The 19,005-nt window shown below is 60.8% G+C and carries 19 protein-coding genes and 2 pseudogenes; 6 read left to right on the forward strand and 15 right to left on the reverse strand.

Annotated features, from left to right (window positions below; translation table 11 throughout):
* Positions 1-11 precede the first annotated feature (11 nt).
* The 5 genes from PD284_RS25960 to PD284_RS25980 are packed head-to-tail and all read right to left on the reverse strand — an operon-like array spanning position 12 to position 4,558.
* On the reverse strand, positions 12-734 hold the full coding sequence (locus PD284_RS25960) for a cysteine hydrolase family protein (protein WP_274631241.1): 723 nt from the start codon (positions 732-734) through the stop codon (positions 12-14).
* Positions 731-1,525, reverse strand: a complete 795-nt coding sequence (locus PD284_RS25965; RefSeq protein ID WP_274631242.1) for an ABC transporter permease — start codon at positions 1,523-1,525, stop codon at positions 731-733. The genes PD284_RS25960 and PD284_RS25965 overlap by 4 nt, the downstream gene beginning before the upstream one ends.
* Positions 1,522-2,406 carry an ABC transporter permease gene (locus tag PD284_RS25970; RefSeq protein WP_274631243.1) on the reverse strand — a complete coding sequence of 295 codons (885 nt, stop codon included), beginning with the start codon at positions 2,404-2,406 and terminating at the stop codon, positions 1,522-1,524. Before PD284_RS25970 ends, PD284_RS25965 begins: the two co-directional genes overlap by 4 nt.
* Complete coding sequence (locus PD284_RS25975) at positions 2,403-3,503, reverse strand: ABC transporter ATP-binding protein (RefSeq protein WP_274631244.1); 1,101 nt, start codon at positions 3,501-3,503, stop codon at positions 2,403-2,405. The genes PD284_RS25970 and PD284_RS25975 overlap by 4 nt, the downstream gene beginning before the upstream one ends.
* Positions 3,500-4,558, reverse strand: a complete 1,059-nt coding sequence (locus PD284_RS25980; protein WP_274631245.1) for an ABC transporter substrate-binding protein — start codon at positions 4,556-4,558, stop codon at positions 3,500-3,502. The genes PD284_RS25975 and PD284_RS25980 overlap by 4 nt, the downstream gene beginning before the upstream one ends.
* Before the next feature lie 207 nt (positions 4,559-4,765).
* Here PD284_RS25980 and PD284_RS25985 point away from each other — a divergent pair, with 207 nt between their 5' ends.
* Entirely contained in the window at positions 4,766-5,497 is a 732-nt protein-coding gene (locus PD284_RS25985; RefSeq protein ID WP_274631246.1) for a helix-turn-helix domain-containing protein, read from the forward strand.
* Between the two features lie 369 nt (positions 5,498-5,866).
* On the opposite strand, the gene PD284_RS25990 is transcribed toward PD284_RS25985, so the two are convergent.
* From PD284_RS25990 to PD284_RS26005, 4 genes are all read right to left on the reverse strand, one after another.
* Positions 5,867-6,367 carry a nucleoside deaminase gene (locus tag PD284_RS25990; RefSeq protein ID WP_274631247.1) on the reverse strand — a complete coding sequence of 167 codons (501 nt, stop codon included), beginning with the start codon at positions 6,365-6,367 and terminating at the stop codon, positions 5,867-5,869.
* Positions 6,368-6,467: 100 nt separating this feature from the next.
* Positions 6,468-7,469, reverse strand: a complete 1,002-nt coding sequence (locus PD284_RS25995) for an ABC transporter substrate-binding protein (protein ID WP_274631248.1) — start codon at positions 7,467-7,469, stop codon at positions 6,468-6,470.
* Between the two features lie 66 nt (positions 7,470-7,535).
* Positions 7,536-8,369, reverse strand: a complete 834-nt coding sequence (locus PD284_RS26000) for an ABC transporter permease (RefSeq protein WP_274631249.1) — start codon at positions 8,367-8,369, stop codon at positions 7,536-7,538.
* Complete coding sequence (locus PD284_RS26005) at positions 8,366-9,121, reverse strand: ABC transporter ATP-binding protein (RefSeq protein ID WP_274631250.1); 756 nt, start codon at positions 9,119-9,121, stop codon at positions 8,366-8,368. Before PD284_RS26005 ends, PD284_RS26000 begins: the two co-directional genes overlap by 4 nt.
* 149 nt (positions 9,122-9,270) lie before the next feature.
* On the opposite strand from PD284_RS26005, the gene PD284_RS26010 reads away from it, so the two are divergent.
* Complete coding sequence (locus PD284_RS26010) at positions 9,271-10,284, forward strand: LysR family transcriptional regulator (protein WP_274631299.1); 1,014 nt, start codon at positions 9,271-9,273, stop codon at positions 10,282-10,284.
* A gap of 30 nt (positions 10,285-10,314) precedes the next feature.
* On the opposite strand, the gene PD284_RS26015 is transcribed toward PD284_RS26010, so the two are convergent.
* The 6 genes and pseudogenes from PD284_RS26015 to PD284_RS26035 all read right to left on the reverse strand — a co-directional run bounded on the left by PD284_RS26015 (position 10,315) and on the right by PD284_RS26035 (position 15,184).
* Positions 10,315-10,977, reverse strand: a complete 663-nt coding sequence (locus PD284_RS26015; protein ID WP_274631251.1) for a class II aldolase/adducin family protein — start codon at positions 10,975-10,977, stop codon at positions 10,315-10,317.
* Positions 10,978-11,025: 48 nt separating this feature from the next.
* Positions 11,026-11,781 (reverse strand): S-methyl-5'-thioinosine phosphorylase, encoded by a 756-nt coding sequence (locus tag PD284_RS26020; protein WP_274631252.1) that lies wholly within the window; start codon positions 11,779-11,781, stop codon positions 11,026-11,028.
* Between the two features lie 19 nt (positions 11,782-11,800).
* The gene (locus tag PD284_RS26025) at positions 11,801-12,838 is read right to left on the reverse strand and encodes a s-methyl-5-thioribose-1-phosphate isomerase (protein WP_274631253.1); all 1,038 of its coding nucleotides are present in this window, start codon (positions 12,836-12,838) and stop codon (positions 11,801-11,803) included.
* A 42-nt stretch (positions 12,839-12,880) separates the two neighbouring features.
* The gene (locus PD284_RS26990) at positions 12,881-13,621 is read right to left on the reverse strand and encodes an IclR family transcriptional regulator domain-containing protein (RefSeq protein WP_411956297.1); all 741 of its coding nucleotides are present in this window, start codon (positions 13,619-13,621) and stop codon (positions 12,881-12,883) included.
* A 375-nt stretch (positions 13,622-13,996) separates the two neighbouring features.
* Entirely contained in the window at positions 13,997-14,170 is a 174-nt protein-coding gene (locus tag PD284_RS26030; protein WP_274631254.1) for a hypothetical protein, read from the reverse strand.
* A 295-nt stretch (positions 14,171-14,465) separates the two neighbouring features.
* Positions 14,466-15,184: pseudogene (locus tag PD284_RS26035) on the reverse strand (SDR family oxidoreductase).
* Positions 15,185-15,397: 213 nt separating this feature from the next.
* Here PD284_RS26035 and PD284_RS26040 point away from each other — a divergent pair.
* From PD284_RS26040 to PD284_RS26055, 4 genes and pseudogenes are all read left to right on the forward strand, one after another.
* A pseudogene (locus PD284_RS26040) lies at positions 15,398-16,136 on the forward strand (SDR family NAD(P)-dependent oxidoreductase).
* 14 nt (positions 16,137-16,150) lie between these two features.
* Positions 16,151-17,203 (forward strand): ABC transporter ATP-binding protein, encoded by a 1,053-nt coding sequence (locus tag PD284_RS26045; RefSeq protein WP_274631255.1) that lies wholly within the window; start codon positions 16,151-16,153, stop codon positions 17,201-17,203.
* Positions 17,204-17,215: 12 nt separating this feature from the next.
* The gene (locus PD284_RS26050; RefSeq protein WP_274631256.1) at positions 17,216-17,566 is read left to right on the forward strand and encodes a RidA family protein; all 351 of its coding nucleotides are present in this window, start codon (positions 17,216-17,218) and stop codon (positions 17,564-17,566) included.
* 98 nt (positions 17,567-17,664) lie between these two features.
* Positions 17,665-19,002: an ABC transporter substrate-binding protein gene (locus tag PD284_RS26055; RefSeq protein WP_274631257.1), complete on the forward strand. Its 1,338-nt coding sequence runs from the start codon at positions 17,665-17,667 to the stop codon at positions 19,000-19,002.
* Positions 19,003-19,005 lie beyond the last annotated feature (3 nt).

Here is a 19,005-nt window from a genome sequence, read left to right on the forward strand (position 1 = left end):
GTGGCAATTCTTCACACCAGTTCGCAGGCTTTGATCTTCGAAATCAGGCCCTTTGCCGACGGAACCACCCGTCCGAAGTTAAGCGCGAAGGAGCGAAGCGTCGCTTCGTGGATCGACGCTTCGTAGTCGGCCGTGGCATCTTCGACCACCACGCAGTCGTACCCGCGATCAGCCGCATCCCTGGCCGTCACGTCGATGCACGCGCTTGTGATCACCCCGGTTATGATCAGGCTGGCTATGCCCATGCGCTGCAGGATCGAATCCAGCGCGCTCCCGTTGAATGCCCCGTTCGTCGTCTTCTGGACGACGGTCTCCCCGGCGAGAGGACGCAGTTCCTCCAATATCTGGAAATCGGGATTCTGGGACCACCAGATGTCCTGGACGCCCGCCGCGCGCTCCAGATTGCGTGTCCAGGTCCGGAACCTCGGCGGACAGTCGCGCAGATCGCGATAGTCTGATCCGAGGGTCAGGTGGATCACCTGCATTTCCTCAGACCGGAAGAACTCCAGCAATTCCTTGATCGCGGGCACGGTCTGCGTGCGGAGCCGGTTCGAATAGTAGTCCATCGAACCCGGCGAGATCCGCTCGAAGGCGAGCGTCAGGCCGTGGTCCGGAGAGGCGTCGTGGTACTGCATGTCGATGATCAGCAGCGCAAGCCGCTCCCGCGCCGACAGGTCCACCGAGGGCACGAGGTCGCTGAACTCTATCGTCGCGGTCTTGTCGGAATGGTTCATCGTAGTTCCTCCGTTCTGTCACGCATCAGAAGCCGCGTGCCAATGAGAACGAGGCAGATCGACAGGCCGACGGTGATTGTGGCGATGGCATTGATCTCGGGCGTGATGCCGGTCCTGAGCATGGACCAGATGTGCATCGACAGCGTGTTCTGCGCCCCGGTGAGGAAGATTGTGACGGGAAGTTCGTCGAAAGACAGCGTGAAAACCAGAAGGGCGCTGCCGATCACCGAGGTGCGGATCAGCGGCAGCGTGACGAGGAAGAACGTCTGCAACCGGTTGGCGCCCAGGTCGTGGCTAGCTTTCTCCAGGTTCTGATCCATCCGCGTCAGACGCGCATGCACCTGGGTCACCACGATCGGCATCCATACCAAGCTTTGACCAGCGACGATGGTTGCAAGCGAGAGTTGGACGCCGAGCCGGTTGAAGGCCACGAGCAGCGCCAGGCCGGTGATCATCTGCGGCACGATCAGCGGGAGCAGGAACGTCCGCTCCAGAAAGCGCCCGAACGCTCCCCTCATCACGCGCAGCCCCAGCGCCAACGGGACGCCGACGCACACGGTCACGCATACGCAGGACGTGGCGACGATCAGGCTGTTGATGATCGCCTGCTGGATTTCGTGGTTGGCGGCCAGTTGCCGGTACCAGTGCAGCGACCAGTCGCCGAGCGGCCAGGCGAGGACGCGGCTACTCTGGAACGAAAACACGACGAGCACGGCGATGGGAAGGTAGAGGAAAAGAAAGATCAGGCCCGCCGCCAGGCCGAAAATCCGTGCTGGCCAGCGCCTGCTCATTCTCCGCTCCGTGCTCTGCCGGCCATATTCCCGAGCCGTTGCGAGAACGTCACCAGCGCCACCACCACACACAGCACGCCGATGGCGAGCGCGCTGCCGAACGGCCAGTCGAAGGCCGCGCCGAACTGGGAGATGACGACATTGGCGATCATGATGTCGTCGCTTCCGCCGAGGAGCGCCGGGGTGATGAAATCTCCGAAAGACAAGCAGAACACGATCGTCACGCCGGATAAAAGGGCGGGAACGCTGAGCGGGAACACGACGTGGAAGAAGGTGGCCAGGGGAGGCGCCCCGAGATCGCCGCTGGCCTCGACATATTCCCGGGGAATCCGCTCCAGCGCCGCGTAGACCGGCAAGGCGACGAAGGGCAGGAAAATGTATGTCAGCGCGAGACAGATTGAAAACTGGTTGTAGAGAAGGAACGACAGCGGCTGTTCAATGACGCCGGCAGCCATCATCGCCGTGTTGAGGATGCCGTTGCGCCCGAGGATGATCTTCCAGATATAGGCGCGCAGGAGGAAGCTGGTCCAAAGCGGAATCATGAGCAGCGCTAGGAGTAGGAACTGCCACCGTCGCGCATAGGTCGCCATGAAGTAGGCCAGCAGGTAGCCGAGCACCGACGAGGCCAGGGTGACATAGGCCGCCGTCGCCAAGGAGTTGGAGACGACCTGCGAATAGACGCTGCGGGCGAAGATTCGTTCGTAATTGGTGAAGGAGAAGGCCGGACGTATCGAATAAAGGTCTTTCTCCCAGAAGCTCATCACGCCGACATTGGCGTAGGGCAGCGCGATGAAAAGGAGGGCATAGGCGGCGACGGCCACCGCCGACAACCATCCGATGCGCGCTTGCGAGAACAGGCCCTGGCCCTGCATGCTGCTCATTGCCGCGCGGGGTTGGCGAACACCGGCGCTGAAACCGGAACCCTGATCGCGACCGGACGTCCGACGTGATCTGAAATTCCGCCAGGAAGGCGGTCGTGGCGCTCGTCGATGTCGATCCTCTGACCGTCCGCCAGAGTCAGTATTAGCTTGTGACTCTCGCCGAGGAACAGGATCTCGTCGAGGACGCCCGTGAGTTCGTTCGCGGCGCCGGCTGGCTGGAGCGCTATCTCCAGCGTCCCCGGTCGGACGACGATCCTAACCCGCTGCCCGGTCGTCATGCTCCCGGTCGGGGGATCGAGGCTTAGTCGCTCGCCGTTGGCCGTCTCCACGACCAAGGCGTCCCGCCCCGATTGCACGACCGTGCCTTCCAGCCTCACGGACGCGCCGACGAACTCCGCCACGAACAACGATGCGGGTTGCGAGAATATCTCGGCAGGAGTGCCGATCTGCATCACGGAGCCCGATTCCATCACGGCGATGCGGTCGCTCATGACCATCGCCTCGTCCTGGTCGTGCGTGACGAATACGAAGGTTGTGCCGGTCTCCCGCTGCGTGCGCTTCAGTTCCAATTGCAGGCTCTTGCGGAGTTTGGCGTCGAGCGCCGACAGCGGCTCGTCCAGAAGTAGGACCTGCGGCTGCTTGATCAAGGCGCGGGCCAGGGCCACGCGCTGCATCTGGCCGCCGGACAGAACGGTGGGTTTGGCGGAAAACCTGTCGGCCAATCCGACGCGCGCGAGCATCTCTTCCGCGCGCTTCAACCGGACAGGCTTGGCGACGCCATCGAATCTGAGACCGTAGGCGACGTTCTCGCCGATCGTCATGTGGGGGAACAATGCATAGCTTTGGAACACGGTGTTGACGTTGCGCTTGTGCGCCGGGACGCCATTCATGCGGCGGCCGTCGATATAGACGTCGCCCTCGGTGGGCTCCTCGAAGCCGCTCACGATGCGCAGCGTGGATGTCTTTCCGCACCCGCTGCCCCCGAGCAGGGTGAGAAACTCACCCTGCTCGACGTCAAGGTCCAGCCCATCGAGCGCGGTGACCGCGCCGTGGCTTTTCCGGATGCCGACCAGCCGGACAACCGCGTCGGAGGTCATTCGGCGGCCGCCGCCTTGATCTCGTTGAAAACCTCCAAGTATTTCCCGCGTTCCGGAATCTCTTCCCAGAACCGGATGGAGTTACGGAACTCGGTATCGCTTTCCATGATCGTGCCCTGCAGCGCGCCCGCCGGCAGGTGATCCTTGATGGCGGGCACGGTGACGCCAAAACCGCTTTTCTGCTGCAGTTGCGCGAGCACGTCCGGTCGAAGCATGTAGTTGAGGAATTCATGCGCCAGATCCATGTTCCGGCTACCCTTCACGATGAAATGCGAGTCGACCCAGCCATTCGGATTTTTCGGCGCGCATTGGGACGCGGCGACTCCTTCGGCCTTGAGCGCCTGCGTGACGTAGCTCCATGAGTTCGTCGCAACGACTTCGCCGCTCGTGAAGAGTTCAATGATCTCGCCGCCCGTCGACCAATAGCGGCGAATGAGCGGCTTCTGTTCGAGCATCTTCGCCTTTACGCGGGCAAGCTCCTCGTCCGTCATCGTCCAGATGTTCTCGATGCCGAGATAGGTGGCGACGTCTCCAAGCGTCGACACGTCGTCCCACATCGCGATCCGTGCCTTGTATTGCGGATCGAACAGCAGGTCGAAACTGCATTCCTTGACCACGTCGGTGTTGAAGGTAATCGGCTGGATATCCCAGAATGTAGGCACGCCGAACTGCTTGTCTCCCGACTTCAGAAACGCGACATTGGCGAATTCCGAATAGATGTTCGAGAAATTGGGAAGCTTCGAAAGATCGAGAGCTTCCACGAAACCCGCGTTGATGGCGGTTTCAGCAAGCGAGGATACGATGACGACCGTGTCGTAGCCGCTGTTGCCCGCCGCGAGCGCAGCCATGTATTCGTCGTTGGACCCGACATAGGTGCGCTTGACGGTTACGCCGTGCTCTTCCTCAAACGGCTTGATCCATGCGTCGTCGGCAAGGCCTTCCCAGGTCAGTATGCGAAGCTCCGCGGCTCCCGCCTGGAGGCTTCCCAGGCAAAGCGCAAGCCCTGCTGCGCAGCCGGCGAGGAACCGACGCATTGCGCCCGCCTTGTTTGTCATCGAGATCCCCTTCTTGTTGTCAGACCTGAGTCGCCCCGATGGTCGCACGACCCAAATACCCTCACAATGAAGATGACAGGCGTGCGGTGACGTGATCTGGTGCAAGGAAAGCGACAAAGAGCGACACACATGGCATCAAGCGATCTCCCTGCCAACCTGAAGCTTCTATGCAGCTACGCCCCGTCGATCAAAGCGGCATGCGCCCGCATGGGCATGAACCGGCAGCAATTCCATCGCTATTTGTCCGGCGACGCGGAGCCGTCCCTGCAGGGCCTGCGCAAAATCGCCGACCATTTCGGCCTCGACGACGCGGAGCTGCTCTACGATCACGAACGGTTCCGGCAACTCGTCGCCATCAAGCGGCCGATCAGCGGAGCCTTTTCGTCGGTTTCAGCGCGGGCCCGGGAAATCCTGATGCTGAATGCCGAAAGCCGGGAACGGCTGATCCATCACACAGGCTACTACCATAACTATTTCTGCCCAGCGGAATATCCGGGGATGATCCTGCGAGGGCTGATCCGCGTCTTCGAGGAGGACGGCATCGTTTTCAGTCGCAACTTCGAACGCTATCCGAGCGATAGGAGCCGCTACACCAAGAAATTCAACGGCATCTTCGTGCATTCGGGCGACCGCGTCCTGATGTTCGAACGCGAAATGGCGGTCGGTAAGATGGCTTGGCTGACCGTGCTCTACCCGCATGACCGGGACCAGCCGTCGCTTCTGACGGGCCTGTCGCTCGGCATCACAAGCTCATCGCAGCGCGACATCGCCTGCTACCGCGTGATCTTGCAGCACCTGGGGGAGCGGATAGACATGCGAACCGCATTAGGCCGATGTGGTCTCTACGATAAGGATGACTCTAGAATAGATCCAGCAATTGCAACCCGCGTCCGCAACGAGATGAGGCCCGACGAGTTCGCATTCTCCGTTCGAGCTTGATCGTAAGGTCGAACCAACAGGGATTTTGAGATAGACAACTCAAGGAGATCTGCTCGGACTTCTCCGGCCTGTTGGCGCGACCGCATGCAACTTCACGACCCCAGCCAGTGGCTTCTACATTCATTTATCGCACAGAAAGGGCCCCCTCGACAGTTGACCGAATTGTCCTGTGCCGCTGATGTACTGCCACGATCCGCCGTCCTCAGTCCGTTTCGGGGGGATTTCCGCCGAACAACCAACGAACCGCTTACGGCGCATCCTCTGCTTGGCCGCCATGTCAGAGCGGAAATTTGGAGGCTGACCGAAGCTAAGCGGCTATTCGGTCCAGGCGTTGTGGCGCATCGGAGCGTCACTCCTGCTCACGTCTGATTAGCTGGGTCGGCGATAAGCGCTCCAGAACCCGATGTGAGGCTTTCTTGCCTCCTCCTCCAGGAGTGGGCCGGTGACAGCAGTCTCATGCGATCCACCGGCAGCAAACACTTCTCTGCAGGACAGTTTGAGCACGGCCGGATTTTCGCGGCCCTGGGTCGTGATGCCATAGAGCCCCTCCTCGGAGAGCCCGTAGACGACGGTCCGAATCCCCGCCCAGAACGTCGCGCCGGCGCACATCGCGCAAGGTTCGGTGCTCGCATACATCACGGTCTGCCGACGCTCCTCAGCGCTAAACCGCCTGCATGCCTCGCTGATCAGGTTCAACTCCGCATGGGAAGTCTCGTCGTTGTCTTCCGTGACCGTGTTCTCGGCTTCCAGGATGATGGTTCCGTTCCGATCGACCAGGATGGCCCCAAACGGGTGGTTGCCCTTTTCTCGCGCATTTTGGGATAGATCGATTGCCCGGCGCAACAGTGCGGCGTGATCGAGATCGGACAAGACGTCTTCGCTTGGGTTCTGCATGGGTTGGTCTCCGCACAGCGTTGGATCAGACCTTGTGGATGATGTGGGCGCCGGCTGAAGACGACGCCCATCCGGCCTATTTGGACTTCACGCCGGGATTGAAGTCGTTGGTCATCACTTCCGACGCTGGGATGACGCGCGGGACCTGGCCATTCTCGTGGTAGAACCGCATCTGCTGTTCCCAGACCTCCGGCTGCATCCAGAGAAAGCCCTTCTCCTGGGTGTCTGCGCTGGCGTTCAAGCCGTTCTGGACCTGCAAGCTCCAAGCGAGCTTGTCGATCGTGTCCAGCTGTCCCTCATACGCCGCGGACAGCTTCGCGGTTTCCTCTGGATTCTCCTGCATGAATTGGAGTCCGCGAGCGACCGCCCTGAGGAATTTGCGAGTAAGTTCCGGCTTCTCCTTGAGGGTGGCGTTGGTCGCGAAAATAAGATCGTTGTAGGAGGGAACGCCATGGTCCGATAGAAGCAGGGCTTTCCAGGTCTTGCCCTTCAGGTTCTCGGGCGCGTCCGGCTTTGCTGCTTCCAGTTCGAATTGATAGGGCTGATTGTGCACATGGCCGGAGATGAAGTCGACGGCGCCTGTCAGCAACGGTTCAAGCCCGCCCTGCACAACCTGGATATTCATCTTCGACATATCGAGATGATTTTTCTCTGCGACGCCCTTCAAGAATATCTCGCCGTCGGTCTGGATACCGATGGTCTTTCCTTCCATGTCCTTCGGCGTCGGATCCGGGTCCGTGGAATTGACGAGCGTGATGTAGGCATAGGGCGATTTCTGGCGAATTGCACCGATCGCCACCACATCGACGGGATCGGGCGCAACCCGAGCCGAGAAGATGAAGGTGCCTCCAGTGATGCCAAAGTCGGCCTGCCCTGCGCCGACTGTCGACACTGGATTCTTGCCCGGACCACCGTCGAGCAATTGGAGCTTCAGGCCCTCGTCCTTGAAGTAGCCATTGACATCGGCCGCATACAGCGGAGCGTATTGCGCGTTGCGCAGCCATCCGAGCGAGACCGTTACTTCGGTATCAGCGGATGCAATGCTGACCGATGCGGCGAGTGAAGCCGCGGCGACCATGGATGCAAGCCAGTGCCTTGTCATTTCATTCCTCCCGTTGTTGATTTCCGCTATCGTGCAGCGACATCACCTCCTCGTGCTGGAATTGCTCTCCCAGTCGAGGCGTGAGCCGAAATGGTGGATGAGGGTGTAGGCGCCGAAGGACATGAGCGCAGCGGTCAGCGCCACCGCATAGACCAGGTCTCCCCGATACTGCATCATGCCCTGGTTGATCACATAGCCGAGGCCGGTCCTGGAAATCATCCACTCGACCGCGATCGCGACCACGATGCTTGCGCTGCCGGTGATCTCCTGGGCAGCGACGATGTACGGAATCGAATAGGGAAACCGCACCTTCGAGAAAACCTGCCACCAGGATGCGTCGAGGATGCGCATGCGGTCCAGCACGATGGTGTCGACCGCAAGCAGGCCCCGATAGGTGTTCACCAGCACAGGAAAGAAACCGGCGAGCGTCACCACAACGATCTTCGTGGCGATGCCGTCGCCCATGGCCAGCGCCAGCACAGTCACCAATGCCACGTAGGGAATATTTCGCAGCGTGATGGCAGCCGGCATGACGATCAGCCGCCCGACCGGAAAGCTGACGAACAGGATCGCCAGCCCGATGCCGACGACATTGGCCATGATAAAGCCGATGACCGCAACTTGCAGTGTGTACATCAGATGCAAGCCGATGAGCTGCCAGTCTCCGATCAATGCCTGCAGCACGCGCTCGGGGCGCGGCAGGACGAAGGCTGGCAGGCCCGACGAGTAGATCGCCAGGTACCAGATGCCTAGGATCGAAAGGATGGGCAGCGCGACCCGGATGGCGATGCCGAAGACCCGCCGCCAGATACTACCGGTTTCCCGAATGTTCGGCATGGTGGTTGCAACTGCGGACTGTTCCTCTACGGCGCTCATGCGGCTGCTCCCTGGCGTTCGAAAAGCAATCCACGCAGATGCGTCGTGATGTCGACGAAGAGTGGATCGCTGCGGAAGCTGCTTCGGCGCGGCCGCGGCACCGGGATGACGACGTCCTCTCGGATGCGGCCGGGAGCAGCGGAAAAAACAATGACGCGATCGGCCAAAAGCACCGCCTCGTCGATGTGGTGGGTAACGAACAGCACGGTCCGCGGCCGCACACTGAGTTCACGGCTGAACCATTCGCCAAGTTCTTCGCGCTTCAACTCGTCGAGCGCCGAGAAGGGCTCGTCCATCAGGAGAAGCGCTGGATCATGGGCGATTGCGCTGGCGCAATTGACGCGCTGCAGCATCCCTCCGGAAAGCTGCGACGGCCGCTTCATTTCGTGCCCGGCGAGGCCAAAGTCGTCCAGGAGCTTTTCGGCCGGCAGACCGGCCTTTCCTGCGATGCGCTGAGTGAAACGAACGTCATCCAGCGCGCGCTTCCAGGGAAGGACCGCCGGTCGCTGGGATACGAGACCGAACATCTTCTTGCGCCTGGCCTGCAACGGGGGCTCTCCTCCCACGAGGACGGAACCTGTGCTCGGCGTCTCGAGATCAGCGACGATCCGCAACAGTGTGGTCTTGCCGCATCCCGACGGGCCGACCAAGGCGATGAACTGCCCAGCCTCGATGTCGAGGTCTACGGTTGAGAGAGCCGTGGTGGGGCCGAACGACCGGCTTACCCCGCGGATAGAGATCGGAACAGACATTGCGCTGGCTCCCGGTTGGGGCGGAATGAGCCGTTCCCGAGGCCCTCATTCTCCGCCGGACATGGTGGATCGCGTTTCAGCTTGCCGTGGACTCGGGCTGTCGGACCATCTCTTTCGAAAACTATTGCCTAAAGAGGTCGTTGCCGATAGTGCTATTTAATCGACATCTTGTTGCTATTTTTGGATCGGCTCCCTCCAGAGAGCAAGGACAGGCGATGAAGGTGGAACTTTCGCCCGCGCGGATGGCGGAGGCGATCTATTCGCGATCGCTGATCTATTTCGCATCTGTCGCCGAAACGGGTTCGATCCGGGAAACGTCGCGCCGGCTGAATGTCGCCCCTTCTGCCGTCAGCCGCCAGCTTGTCCACCTTCAGGAGCGGCTCGGGGTCAAGCTGTTCGACAATCTGGGACATTCACTTCGCCTTGCCCCGGCCGGACAAGAATTGCTCCAATACTATCGGTCGATCGTCGAGAATCTCGACGTCACGGTGGGGGCTATCAGCGCTCTGCACGGTTATCGGACCGGAACCGTGCGTATTGCCACGGTGGACAGCTTCGCAACAGGCGCGCTCGCACAACTCATTGGCGAATTTTCGGCTGCCTTTCCGTCGATCCAGATTTCGTTGTCGATCCACTCGGCCGTCGATGTGGCAGCCCATGTAACCGACGGGCTGGCCGATATCGGATTCACATTCAACCTGCGCAGCCGCGAAACGCTGGATGCGCTGTTCAAGGCGGACTGTCCGATGGGGGTCATCGTGGCGGCGAGCCATCCCCTCGCGTCCAAGGCGATCGTGACCTACGAGGAATGCGTTGCCTATCCTATAGGACTGTTGAAACCGGGTTCATCGATCCGCTCGGCATTGGAGCGCGCATCGGCATCGGCTGCCATGCCTTGGCCGAAATATGTCGAGGCCACGTCGATGCGGTTTCTGGAGGAACTGGCAAGAACTGGGCGTTTTGTCACCTTCCAACCGCGTTACCGCTTCATGTCTGACTTCCGGAAAGGAACGCTCGTTTTCGTGCCGATTGACGACACAACCAAGGATAGCGACGAATTCGTCATGGTGATCGATCGCCGACTCAACCTGCGGCCGGCGCCTGCCGAGTTCGCCCGATTCGCAGGGCGTTATCTTGCGGAGCTCGCCGCAATGGCCGGATGACGTTCCATCGGCATGGAGGTCAGGCCGGTCTCAGCACTGCGGCAAGGGCTTCTGCTGTCCGTAGGTTCGATGCTTCTCGATGACCTCGGCAATAGCCTCTGGGGAAAGGCGCGGCGGATCGCCCATCGGTAGACACAGAAGATAGAGCGTCGCCAACTCCTCGACGATTTCCGCCATGCTAAGAGCGCCGGCCAGGTTGGCATGAGCGGCAATCACGCCGTGATGGGCGAGCAGGCAGGCTTGCCGACCCTCCATCGCCTCCACTGCCAAGTCGGCCAACTGCTGCGTTCCGAAGGTGGCATAGCCCGCGCAGCGGATGTTTGGGCCGTGGGCAGCGGCGATCCGGTAATGAATGGGCGGGATTTCGTGGCCCAGGATGGAGACCGCCGTCGCCTTCAGCGAATGGGTGTGGACGATGGCGTTGAGATCGTCGCGGCGGTTCAGGATATCCCGATGGAATCGCCATTCGCTGGACGGCAGCATGTCGCCGTCGAAACTGCCGTCCCAGCGCATGCGGACGACCTGCTCCGGTTGCAGCGTTTCGTAGGCAACGCCTGTCGGTGAAATCAGGAAGCCATCCTCCACACGAACACTGACATTCCCGGACGTGCCCTTGGCGAGGCCCTTCTGCTGCATACCGCGGCATGTCTCGACGAGAGCACGGCGCAGTTCCATTTCGTCAATGCTTGTCATGCTTGGCGCCTCGTCTCCCGTTTGGTGTTTCCAGCGTGCTAGGCGAGTTCAGGCGCCCACGCTGGGCTGAGCGGCAAAAACCGCGAGGATTTTCACGACACGCTCGAACGCAACGAGACGGGTCCGAGTGATCTCTTCGCGGCTGATTGCGTGCTTGCTGTCTCCCAGGCCGGCCGCGGGGTTGACGATCGGGCAGATCGCTGCGTACTCGATCCCGAGCTCGCGCGCGAGCGCCGCCTCCGGCATGCCGGTCTGGCCGACCAGGTCGCAGCCATCCTTCGCAAGCCGCGCAATCTCCGCTGCAGTTTCCAGCCGCGGCCCGTTGAAACAGCCGTAGCAGCCACCGTCATGGACCTTCTCCCCTGCAGCCTCGGCAGCCGCGATGATACGCCGACGCACCACCTCCGAATAAGGCGCCGTGAAATCGATATGGCGCACCGGTTCACCGTTGGTGCCGTCGAAATAGGTGCTCTCCCGATCGTAGGTGTAGTCAATGATCTGGTCCGGTACGACAAACACGCCCGCCCCGAACTCCTGACGGATACCGCCGCTGGTCGCGATCGAGAGAATGTGAGTGACGCCAAGTTCCTTAAGCGCCCAGATGTTGGCGCGGTAGTTGATCTTGTGCGGTGCGAGTGCGTGCGGGTTGCCATGTCTCGGGAGGAAAGCAATCTCCCTGCCGCCGCACAGGCCGATCGAGACGGGGCCGGAGGGATCGCCGAATGGCGTGGACACCTTTTCCTCGCGTATCGATTCCATGTTCGGCAAGCTGGTGAGTTGGGTGCCGCCAATGACTGCGTCCATGCTGTGGATCTCCCTCTGTCTAAAGATGTTGTGCTGGAAAGCTCTGCGGCAGCGCCGCAGCTGCGAATATGCCGCGCTCGGTGACGACGCCCGAAACCAGTTCGGGCGGAGTCACGTCGAAAGCCGGGTACCAGCCTTTGGCGAGCGGACTGGCGGTGCGGATACCCAGGCAATACAGCGTTTCATCGCCGTCGCGTTCTTCGATCGGAACATCGGCCGGGGTGGGCGCCTTGGGGTCGGGCCTGAGGACCGTGGCGAAATAGGGCACCTTGAAGTGACGCGCCGCTATGGCCGCGTTGAGCGTACCGACCTTGTTGATGACGTGACCGCTCATCGTCACCCGATCGGCCGCCGTCATCAACATGCTGACGCGGCCGCTTGCCATGGCATGCGCGACCATGCCATCCGCGATGACCGTGGTGTCGATGCCCATCTCGGCAGCGCTGTGGGCGGTGAGGCGTGCGCCCTGCAGATAGGGTCGGGTTTCGGTGCATAGCAGTTCGATCCGCTTGCCCTCATCCTTGGCTGCGGCAAGGGTTTCGAGCAACGCGCCCTCAGACCAGCAATGGGTCAGAATGCGTTCGCCGTCCGCAACGAGCGAATTGGCGTGCCGGCCGACTGCGCGCGCCTGGCTGCGCCGCCCCTCCCACTGATCCAGCACGAATTTCTCGACAGCGTCCGCGAAACCGTTGCCGGCGGCGTGTTCCTCGGCGAATACAAGAATCGATCGGATGGCGGTGGAAATGTTGTTGTTGGTCGGGCGCGTCCTGACCAGTCTCGCACCGGCAGCCTTCATCATGTGGAGGCGGCGCACGGGATCGCGCTCGCGCTCAGCTGCACGGGCCTCGAGCACCATTCCGCCCCCCGCGGCATAGAAGGGCCCATTGCTCTGGGTCACCATCTGCTCGATTGCGATCGCGACCTCTTCATGGTTCGCGCAGACGACGAATTCTTTCGAGAAGGGAAAGACGCGACGATCCAAGATGCGCACTGCGCCGGAGTCGAGAAGGACGCTTTCAACGTACAGGGTCGGGAGGGTCGTCTTGCGCTGCAACATTCTTTTCCCCCAATTCGGCCGCAGGTCCGGCCCGGCCGTCCATCAAAGGCCGGCGCGATGGCTGGAAGGGCTTGTGAAGCTCGCAACAGGAGATCCCGCTTGCGAACACCTGAACCATATCGGCATCCGAGCCGTTGCCGATAGTGCTATTTGGCCGACATGTCGTTGCCAAGAAGAGGACACGAAACGGCAACACCCCGGTCTTTTTCTCGATCCTGCCGAAAGGTTGACCCGCGAGCACCAGATGCCCTTCGCAGAGGCGCCTAGTGCGCCTGACCGGTGGCCGAGCGCCTTGCCGATCTCACGCGCGGCGTCGATGACGTCGGCGGAGAAGGCTTGCACCTGACGACGCTTCATCCGGCTGTCCGGCCCGGGCATACCGATGGCACCGACCAGTCCGCCGCTCCCGTCGAGCAGTGCGCAAGCAACAGCCGCAATGCCTTGGCGCCACTTCCCGTGATACACTGCGGAATAGCCCTGGAGCCGATCAACTCGATATTCTTGGGGAGGTCTCCAAAAACGCCTTCGAGGTTTGCGTGAACTACTGGAAATGCCCTTCAAATCGCTCGAGGTAGTCGTCTGGCATCTGGGCGACCATTGCCTTGCCAGCCACGGCCCAAGCCGGAGCGCGAGAATCGCCACTGGTGTGCGCCCGGATATGGGCCAGGACCAGATTGCCGACCATCGCTCCTTCGTAAGCGAAGGTTCATCTCGAACGGGCCCGGTTCGGCGCGGCTGCAAATTTCGACACGTGGTGACGATACGTGCGTTTTGCCTTCGCATGGCGTAGCAGTTGCAAGTCTGCTCACGGCATAAGTCTGCGCCCAACCCATGCCGAACGAATGGCAATTTGGAACCATTTCCGAAGCGCTATGAGCGAGGGGCAATTGGTCGGTAGCGGAACGGCAGCTATACATTGGCTACAGCTAGAACCGGACTGTCCGGAGACGGCCCCTGAGTTGCCGAGCAGCAACGCGCCCTCTATTGGGTCCTTCAGGACCCCTCAGCGGTTTCCTGCAAGCGGCCATTCGCCTGAAGCACGCGGAGGGACAACATGGGGCGGTTGCGTATGGGAAGCTGACGAACGTCGTTCGTGACAGCGGACAATGTTTGCCTGAACGCTTCCCTTAACTTCGTGCTGTTGATCATGTGCGCCGGCTAGACGGCAGGGTCGAACCGATCCCAGCTTCCCTCCGACACGACCACATGAACGCCGTCGACGGCCTTCATGGCCAGTTGGTCGTCCAAGGCATAGGCGGCAGTGGAATAGACAATATCGCGCTCGAAACCCTCAGCCGCGACATTCCGGGAGCCTAAGCTGCGGCTGCGCATCCCACTCTGGACCTCCGCAATGATCGCGATTGCAGCCGCACTGGCCGCGTGCAAAGAGCGGGGCCGCTATCCTCCAGGGACCGATACGATCATCGCTCGAAAGCGTGGCCAGGGCGCTGACGTCAACGCCAGAGAGCTTTTCGAGCCCTGCCGGGGTCATAATTTCCGGCAATGTCGTCTACAACGCCGGAAAGATCGCGGATTGAGCCATCAGCGGCGAGGAGTGCAGGCTATTCAGCGCCCTTGCCGCCGACACGCGGCAGTTTCATGCAAGATCTCCCGAGGAAATCGAGCCTTAGGCGGTCCAGCCGCCGTCGATGATGTGGACTTGGCCGGTCGTATAGGTTGCGTTGGCCAGATAGACGGCGAGATCAGCGACTTCTTCCGCTCGCGCAATGCGACCGATCGGTTGCCGGGCAATGAAGGCCTGCCTTGCCGCTTCGAAGTCGCCGGTGGCGTACCATCTTCGTGCAGGCTGGGGCTGTCCACTGTGCCGGGACATATCGCGTTCACGCGGATATTGCTGGCCGTATAGTCCGCAGCGAGCGACTTGGTCAGTCCGATGACAGCGGCCTTGGAGATGGAATAGGCAGCCCGATTGGGTACGGCCTTCAGCGAAGACGCCACCGTCGCCATGTTGATGATGCTGCCGTCCCGGCGTTCAAGCATCTGCGGCAGGACGTGTCTTATCGTGCGCACCTGCGCCTTGACGTTGAGATCTAGCGCAAAGTCCAGATCGGCATCGCTCATCTCGAGTACGGTCCCACTGTGCACGACCCCGGCGCAGTTGAAGAGCACGTCAATGCGGCCGATCTCGGCAATCGTTTCGCCGACTGCCGCGTCGGACAGAACATCGAGGGCTCGTGTTGCAATGTTGGGCATGCCCAACTCGCTGAGCTTTTCGAGGTTGACGTCCGTCGCGACGACACTGGCTCCAGCTTTTGCAAATGCCAAGGCAGCGGCCCGGCCAATACCTTGCGCAGCGGCGGTTATCAGAACCACTTTCCCGTGCATTAATCTCACTCCCTTGACGCCCTGTGCCCTGCAAACAGTTGTTTATATCTGATAACTCAGTTCCGCCTATGAAAATTTTTTTGCATGACGATTTGGCCGATTGGACTGAAAATCAGGCTTTCCGGCCACTTGAAGTAACTTTCGCTTACAAAAGTTGGTGTTGACAGGTGATATCACCTATGCTGATCATGGAGGTGCGAATAGGGGGCGGAGTTGGAAAAGACACACGCTGGACAGGTTGCGGTCATCAACGGTGGAGCTGCGGGCACAGGATTGGCCGTCACCAAAAAGCTCGCCGAATGCGACGCCAAGCTTTCCATCTGGGACCTCAGCGAGAAGGCCAATGCTGAAGCCCGCGCCATTTTTCCTGACGCACCGTTTCTGCAGGTCACTCTCGCTGACTACGCGTCCGTCGAGGCTGCCACCAACGCCACCGAGAGCCATTGTGGCCGCATCGATATCGTCGTGAACTCGGCCGGCATCGCTGGCAAGAACACCCCCTCGATGAGTATGAGCTCGCCGAATGGCAGCGGGTTATCGATATCGATCTCACCGGCGCGTTCCACGTCAACCGTGCCGTGCTGCCGGGAATGAAGGCGCGGGACCACGGCCGCATCGTCAACATTGCCTCCATCGCCGGTAAAGAGGGCAATCCCAATGCCAGCGCCTATGCGGCCGCGAAAGCTGGCGTGATCGCCACGACCAAGGCGGTCGGCAAGGGATGCGCGAAGTACAATATCTCATCAACGCCGTGGCGCCCGCGACAGCCAAGACGGGCATCCTCAACGAGCTCAAGCCCGAATTCATCGACTACATGCTCAGCCGTATCCCGCGGGGCCGTTTCCTTGAGGTCGAGGAGGCCGCCAGCATGATCGCGTGGCTCGTCAGCGCCGAAAACAGCTTTACCACCGCCTCGGTCTTTGACCTGTCCGGCGGCTGCGCAACCTACTGAGCTAGAGAGCAACCATGGGCGCCGTCAGCATTCAATCCATCACCAAGGTTTACAACAAGCTGACGGTCATCCCCGACCTGTCGCTCGAGATCAACGACGGTGAATTCCTCGTGCTGGTTGGGCCATCCGGCTGCGGCAAGTCGACCCTTCTGCGCATGATCGCGGGCCTCGAAGACATTAGCGGCGGGACGATCTCCATCGCCGGGCGCGTGATCAATGAGGTGGCCCCGAAGGATCGCGACATCGCCATGGTGTTCCAGTCCTACGCCCTCTACCCGCATATGACGGTTGAGCAGAACATGAGCTTTGCTCTGCGGCTCAAGGGTGTTCCCAAGGAAGCACGGGATGTTCGGGTGGCCAAGGCTGCCGAAATTCTGGGGCTGACATCTCTCCTTCAGCGGCTGCCACGCCAGCTTTCGGGCGGTCAGCGCCAGCGCGTCGCGATGGGGCGCGCTATTGTCCGAGATCCCTCGGTCTACTTGTTTGACGAGCCTCTCTCAAATCTCGATGCCAAGCTGCGCGTGCAGATGCGCAGCGAGATCAAGCTCAACCACGCTCGTCTCAAGACCACGACGGTTTACGTCACGCACGACCAGATCGAAGCGATGACCATGGCCGATCGGATTGTCGTCATGCAGTCCGGACGTATTGAACAGGTCGGCACGCCACTGGAGCTCTATGACCGCCCCGCAAACACGTTCGTCGCAGGCTTTATAGGCTCCCCAGCCATGAACTTCCTCCCGGGTACGGTGACGGGATCTGGCGTGGCACTCGAAGATGGCACCCTGCTCCCCGGCCTGGCAACCACTGCAGCCGTCGGCACCAAGGTTACCGTTGGCATCCGGCCTGAGCACTTCGAACCCGCCGCGCATGGCCTTTCCGGCGAGGTGCTGACGATCGAGCCGACTGGGGCCGAAACCCAGGTGCTGGTGAAGTTCGCAGGCTCCGACGTGCTGGCGTCTTTCCGCGACCGCCTTGGCGTCGCCCCTCGCGACACGATCACCCTTTTGCCCCAGGCCGACAAGATTCACCTCTTCGACGCCACCTCGGGCCTCCGCATTTCCTAACGAGGAACACACATGGATATCTCGCGTATTGAACCCGGTCAGCACTTTGCAGCGGCCGTTGTCGGTGGTGGTCACCTCTATATCTCGGGCACGATTGCAAAGTCGGTTGACGCTTCGATCGAGGTGCAAACCCGCGAAGTGCTCGAACGTCTCGACGAACTTATGAGCAAGGCCGGAACCAACAAGTCCCGCCTGCTCTCGGTCACCATCTACCTGCCCCACATTCGCGATTTTGAAGCGATGAACCGCGTGTGGGACACGTGGGTCGACCCCCAGAATAAGCCAGCCCGCGCCACTGTTGAGGCGCGATTGGCTATCGAAAGCCTGCGTGTGGAGATCGCCGCAGTGGCGTTGGTGCCTTAGGCCCAGCGCGAGCTGCTGGCGGAGCTGCAGACGGGGTGAGGGAACGCTCGGAGGAACGACAGCTTCGACGGCCCTGATAATGTCACGGAGGGAAAATCATGACACATATCGACAAGACGACCACCATCGGGATGAGCAGGCGCTCGTTCCTTCGTGGTGCAACTGCCACGGCAATCGGCGTCGCAACTCTGCCGGGCCTGATGTCGAGCACTGCATATGCAGCCTTCGACGGCACCCTTGAGATGCTGGCCTGGGATCACCGGCCGGACATGATCAAGACGCTTGTGGAATCCTGGACTGCCGCGGGCAATGCCCCGGTCGACCTGGCCGTCATCCCCAACCTGGGTTATTCCCCAGCCCTGCAGACGCGTCTGCGCGGCGGCGACAAGATCGACCTCTATTATAACTTCGCCTACAACAGCCAGAAGTTCGTCAACGAAGGTTGGGCCGGTAAGCTCAACGGACTTCCCGGTGTTGATGATCTGATCGGGGAAATGTTCGAAAGCGCTCGCGGCCGGCACGTGAATGCCGATGGCGACATCATCTCGATCCCGTATTTCTCGGCAGTCCACACCCTGCAGTATAACGAGCAGTACCTCGCTGACGCTGGCGTCGAGAAGGTTCCGGGAACCCTGAGTGAGATCTATGAAGCGTCCGTCAAGATCAAGGAAGCGGGTCTCACTCCGTCGCCCTACGTTGCCTACTGGGTCAAGGAATTCTGCGAAGAATACCTCCACACCTATCTTCTGAACGAAGGCATTGAAGCATTCGACGCTTCGGGCAAGCCCATCTTTGCAGACGACCCGCGTACCGCTGGCGTCTTCGAATGGTGGCAGAAGATGTATCGCGAGGGCCTGGTGCCCGCTTCCGTTCTGACCGACGACCCCGGCAAACTGGCCAACGAGATGGCGCAGGGTAATGCCGCCTTCTACGTGCTGCACCACTACTTCCTGACCTCCATCCGCTCGCTCGAAGGCCCGCAGTCGGCCAACGTCAAGCAGGCTCCGATTGGCGGCGAGAACTATACCCTCCAGATCGGTGAAGTGCTGCAGCTCGGTCAGATCGACGATGAAGAGCGTCGCCTCTCGGCATGGGACTTGGCAAAGTACTATGGTTGGAAGGATAACACGGGCAAGTTCACCGTGTTCCGCGCCTGGGCAGAGTCGGCGGGCCTTGCAGCTCCCTACCCTGGCTTCTTCACCGATCCTGACGTCGTTGCAGCGTTCCCGGACTATTACGACCTCCCTGCACTTTCGAAGATTTTCGAGACGGGATCGAAGGTCGTGCCGGCTCGTACGCTTCCTTGGTACCCGGACTTCCAGGCACGCGTTGGTGATGTGATCCACGCACTGCTTCTGGGTCAGGCAACGCCGCAGGAAACGGTTGACGCGCTCACTCAGGCCGCTCTTGCCGCACAGGATGGCCCGAGCCTCTAACCA

The sequence above is a fragment of the Mesorhizobium shangrilense genome (assembly GCF_028826155.1).
In the GTDB taxonomy this organism is placed as follows: Bacteria; Pseudomonadota; Alphaproteobacteria; order Rhizobiales; family Rhizobiaceae; genus Arvimicrobium; species Arvimicrobium flavum.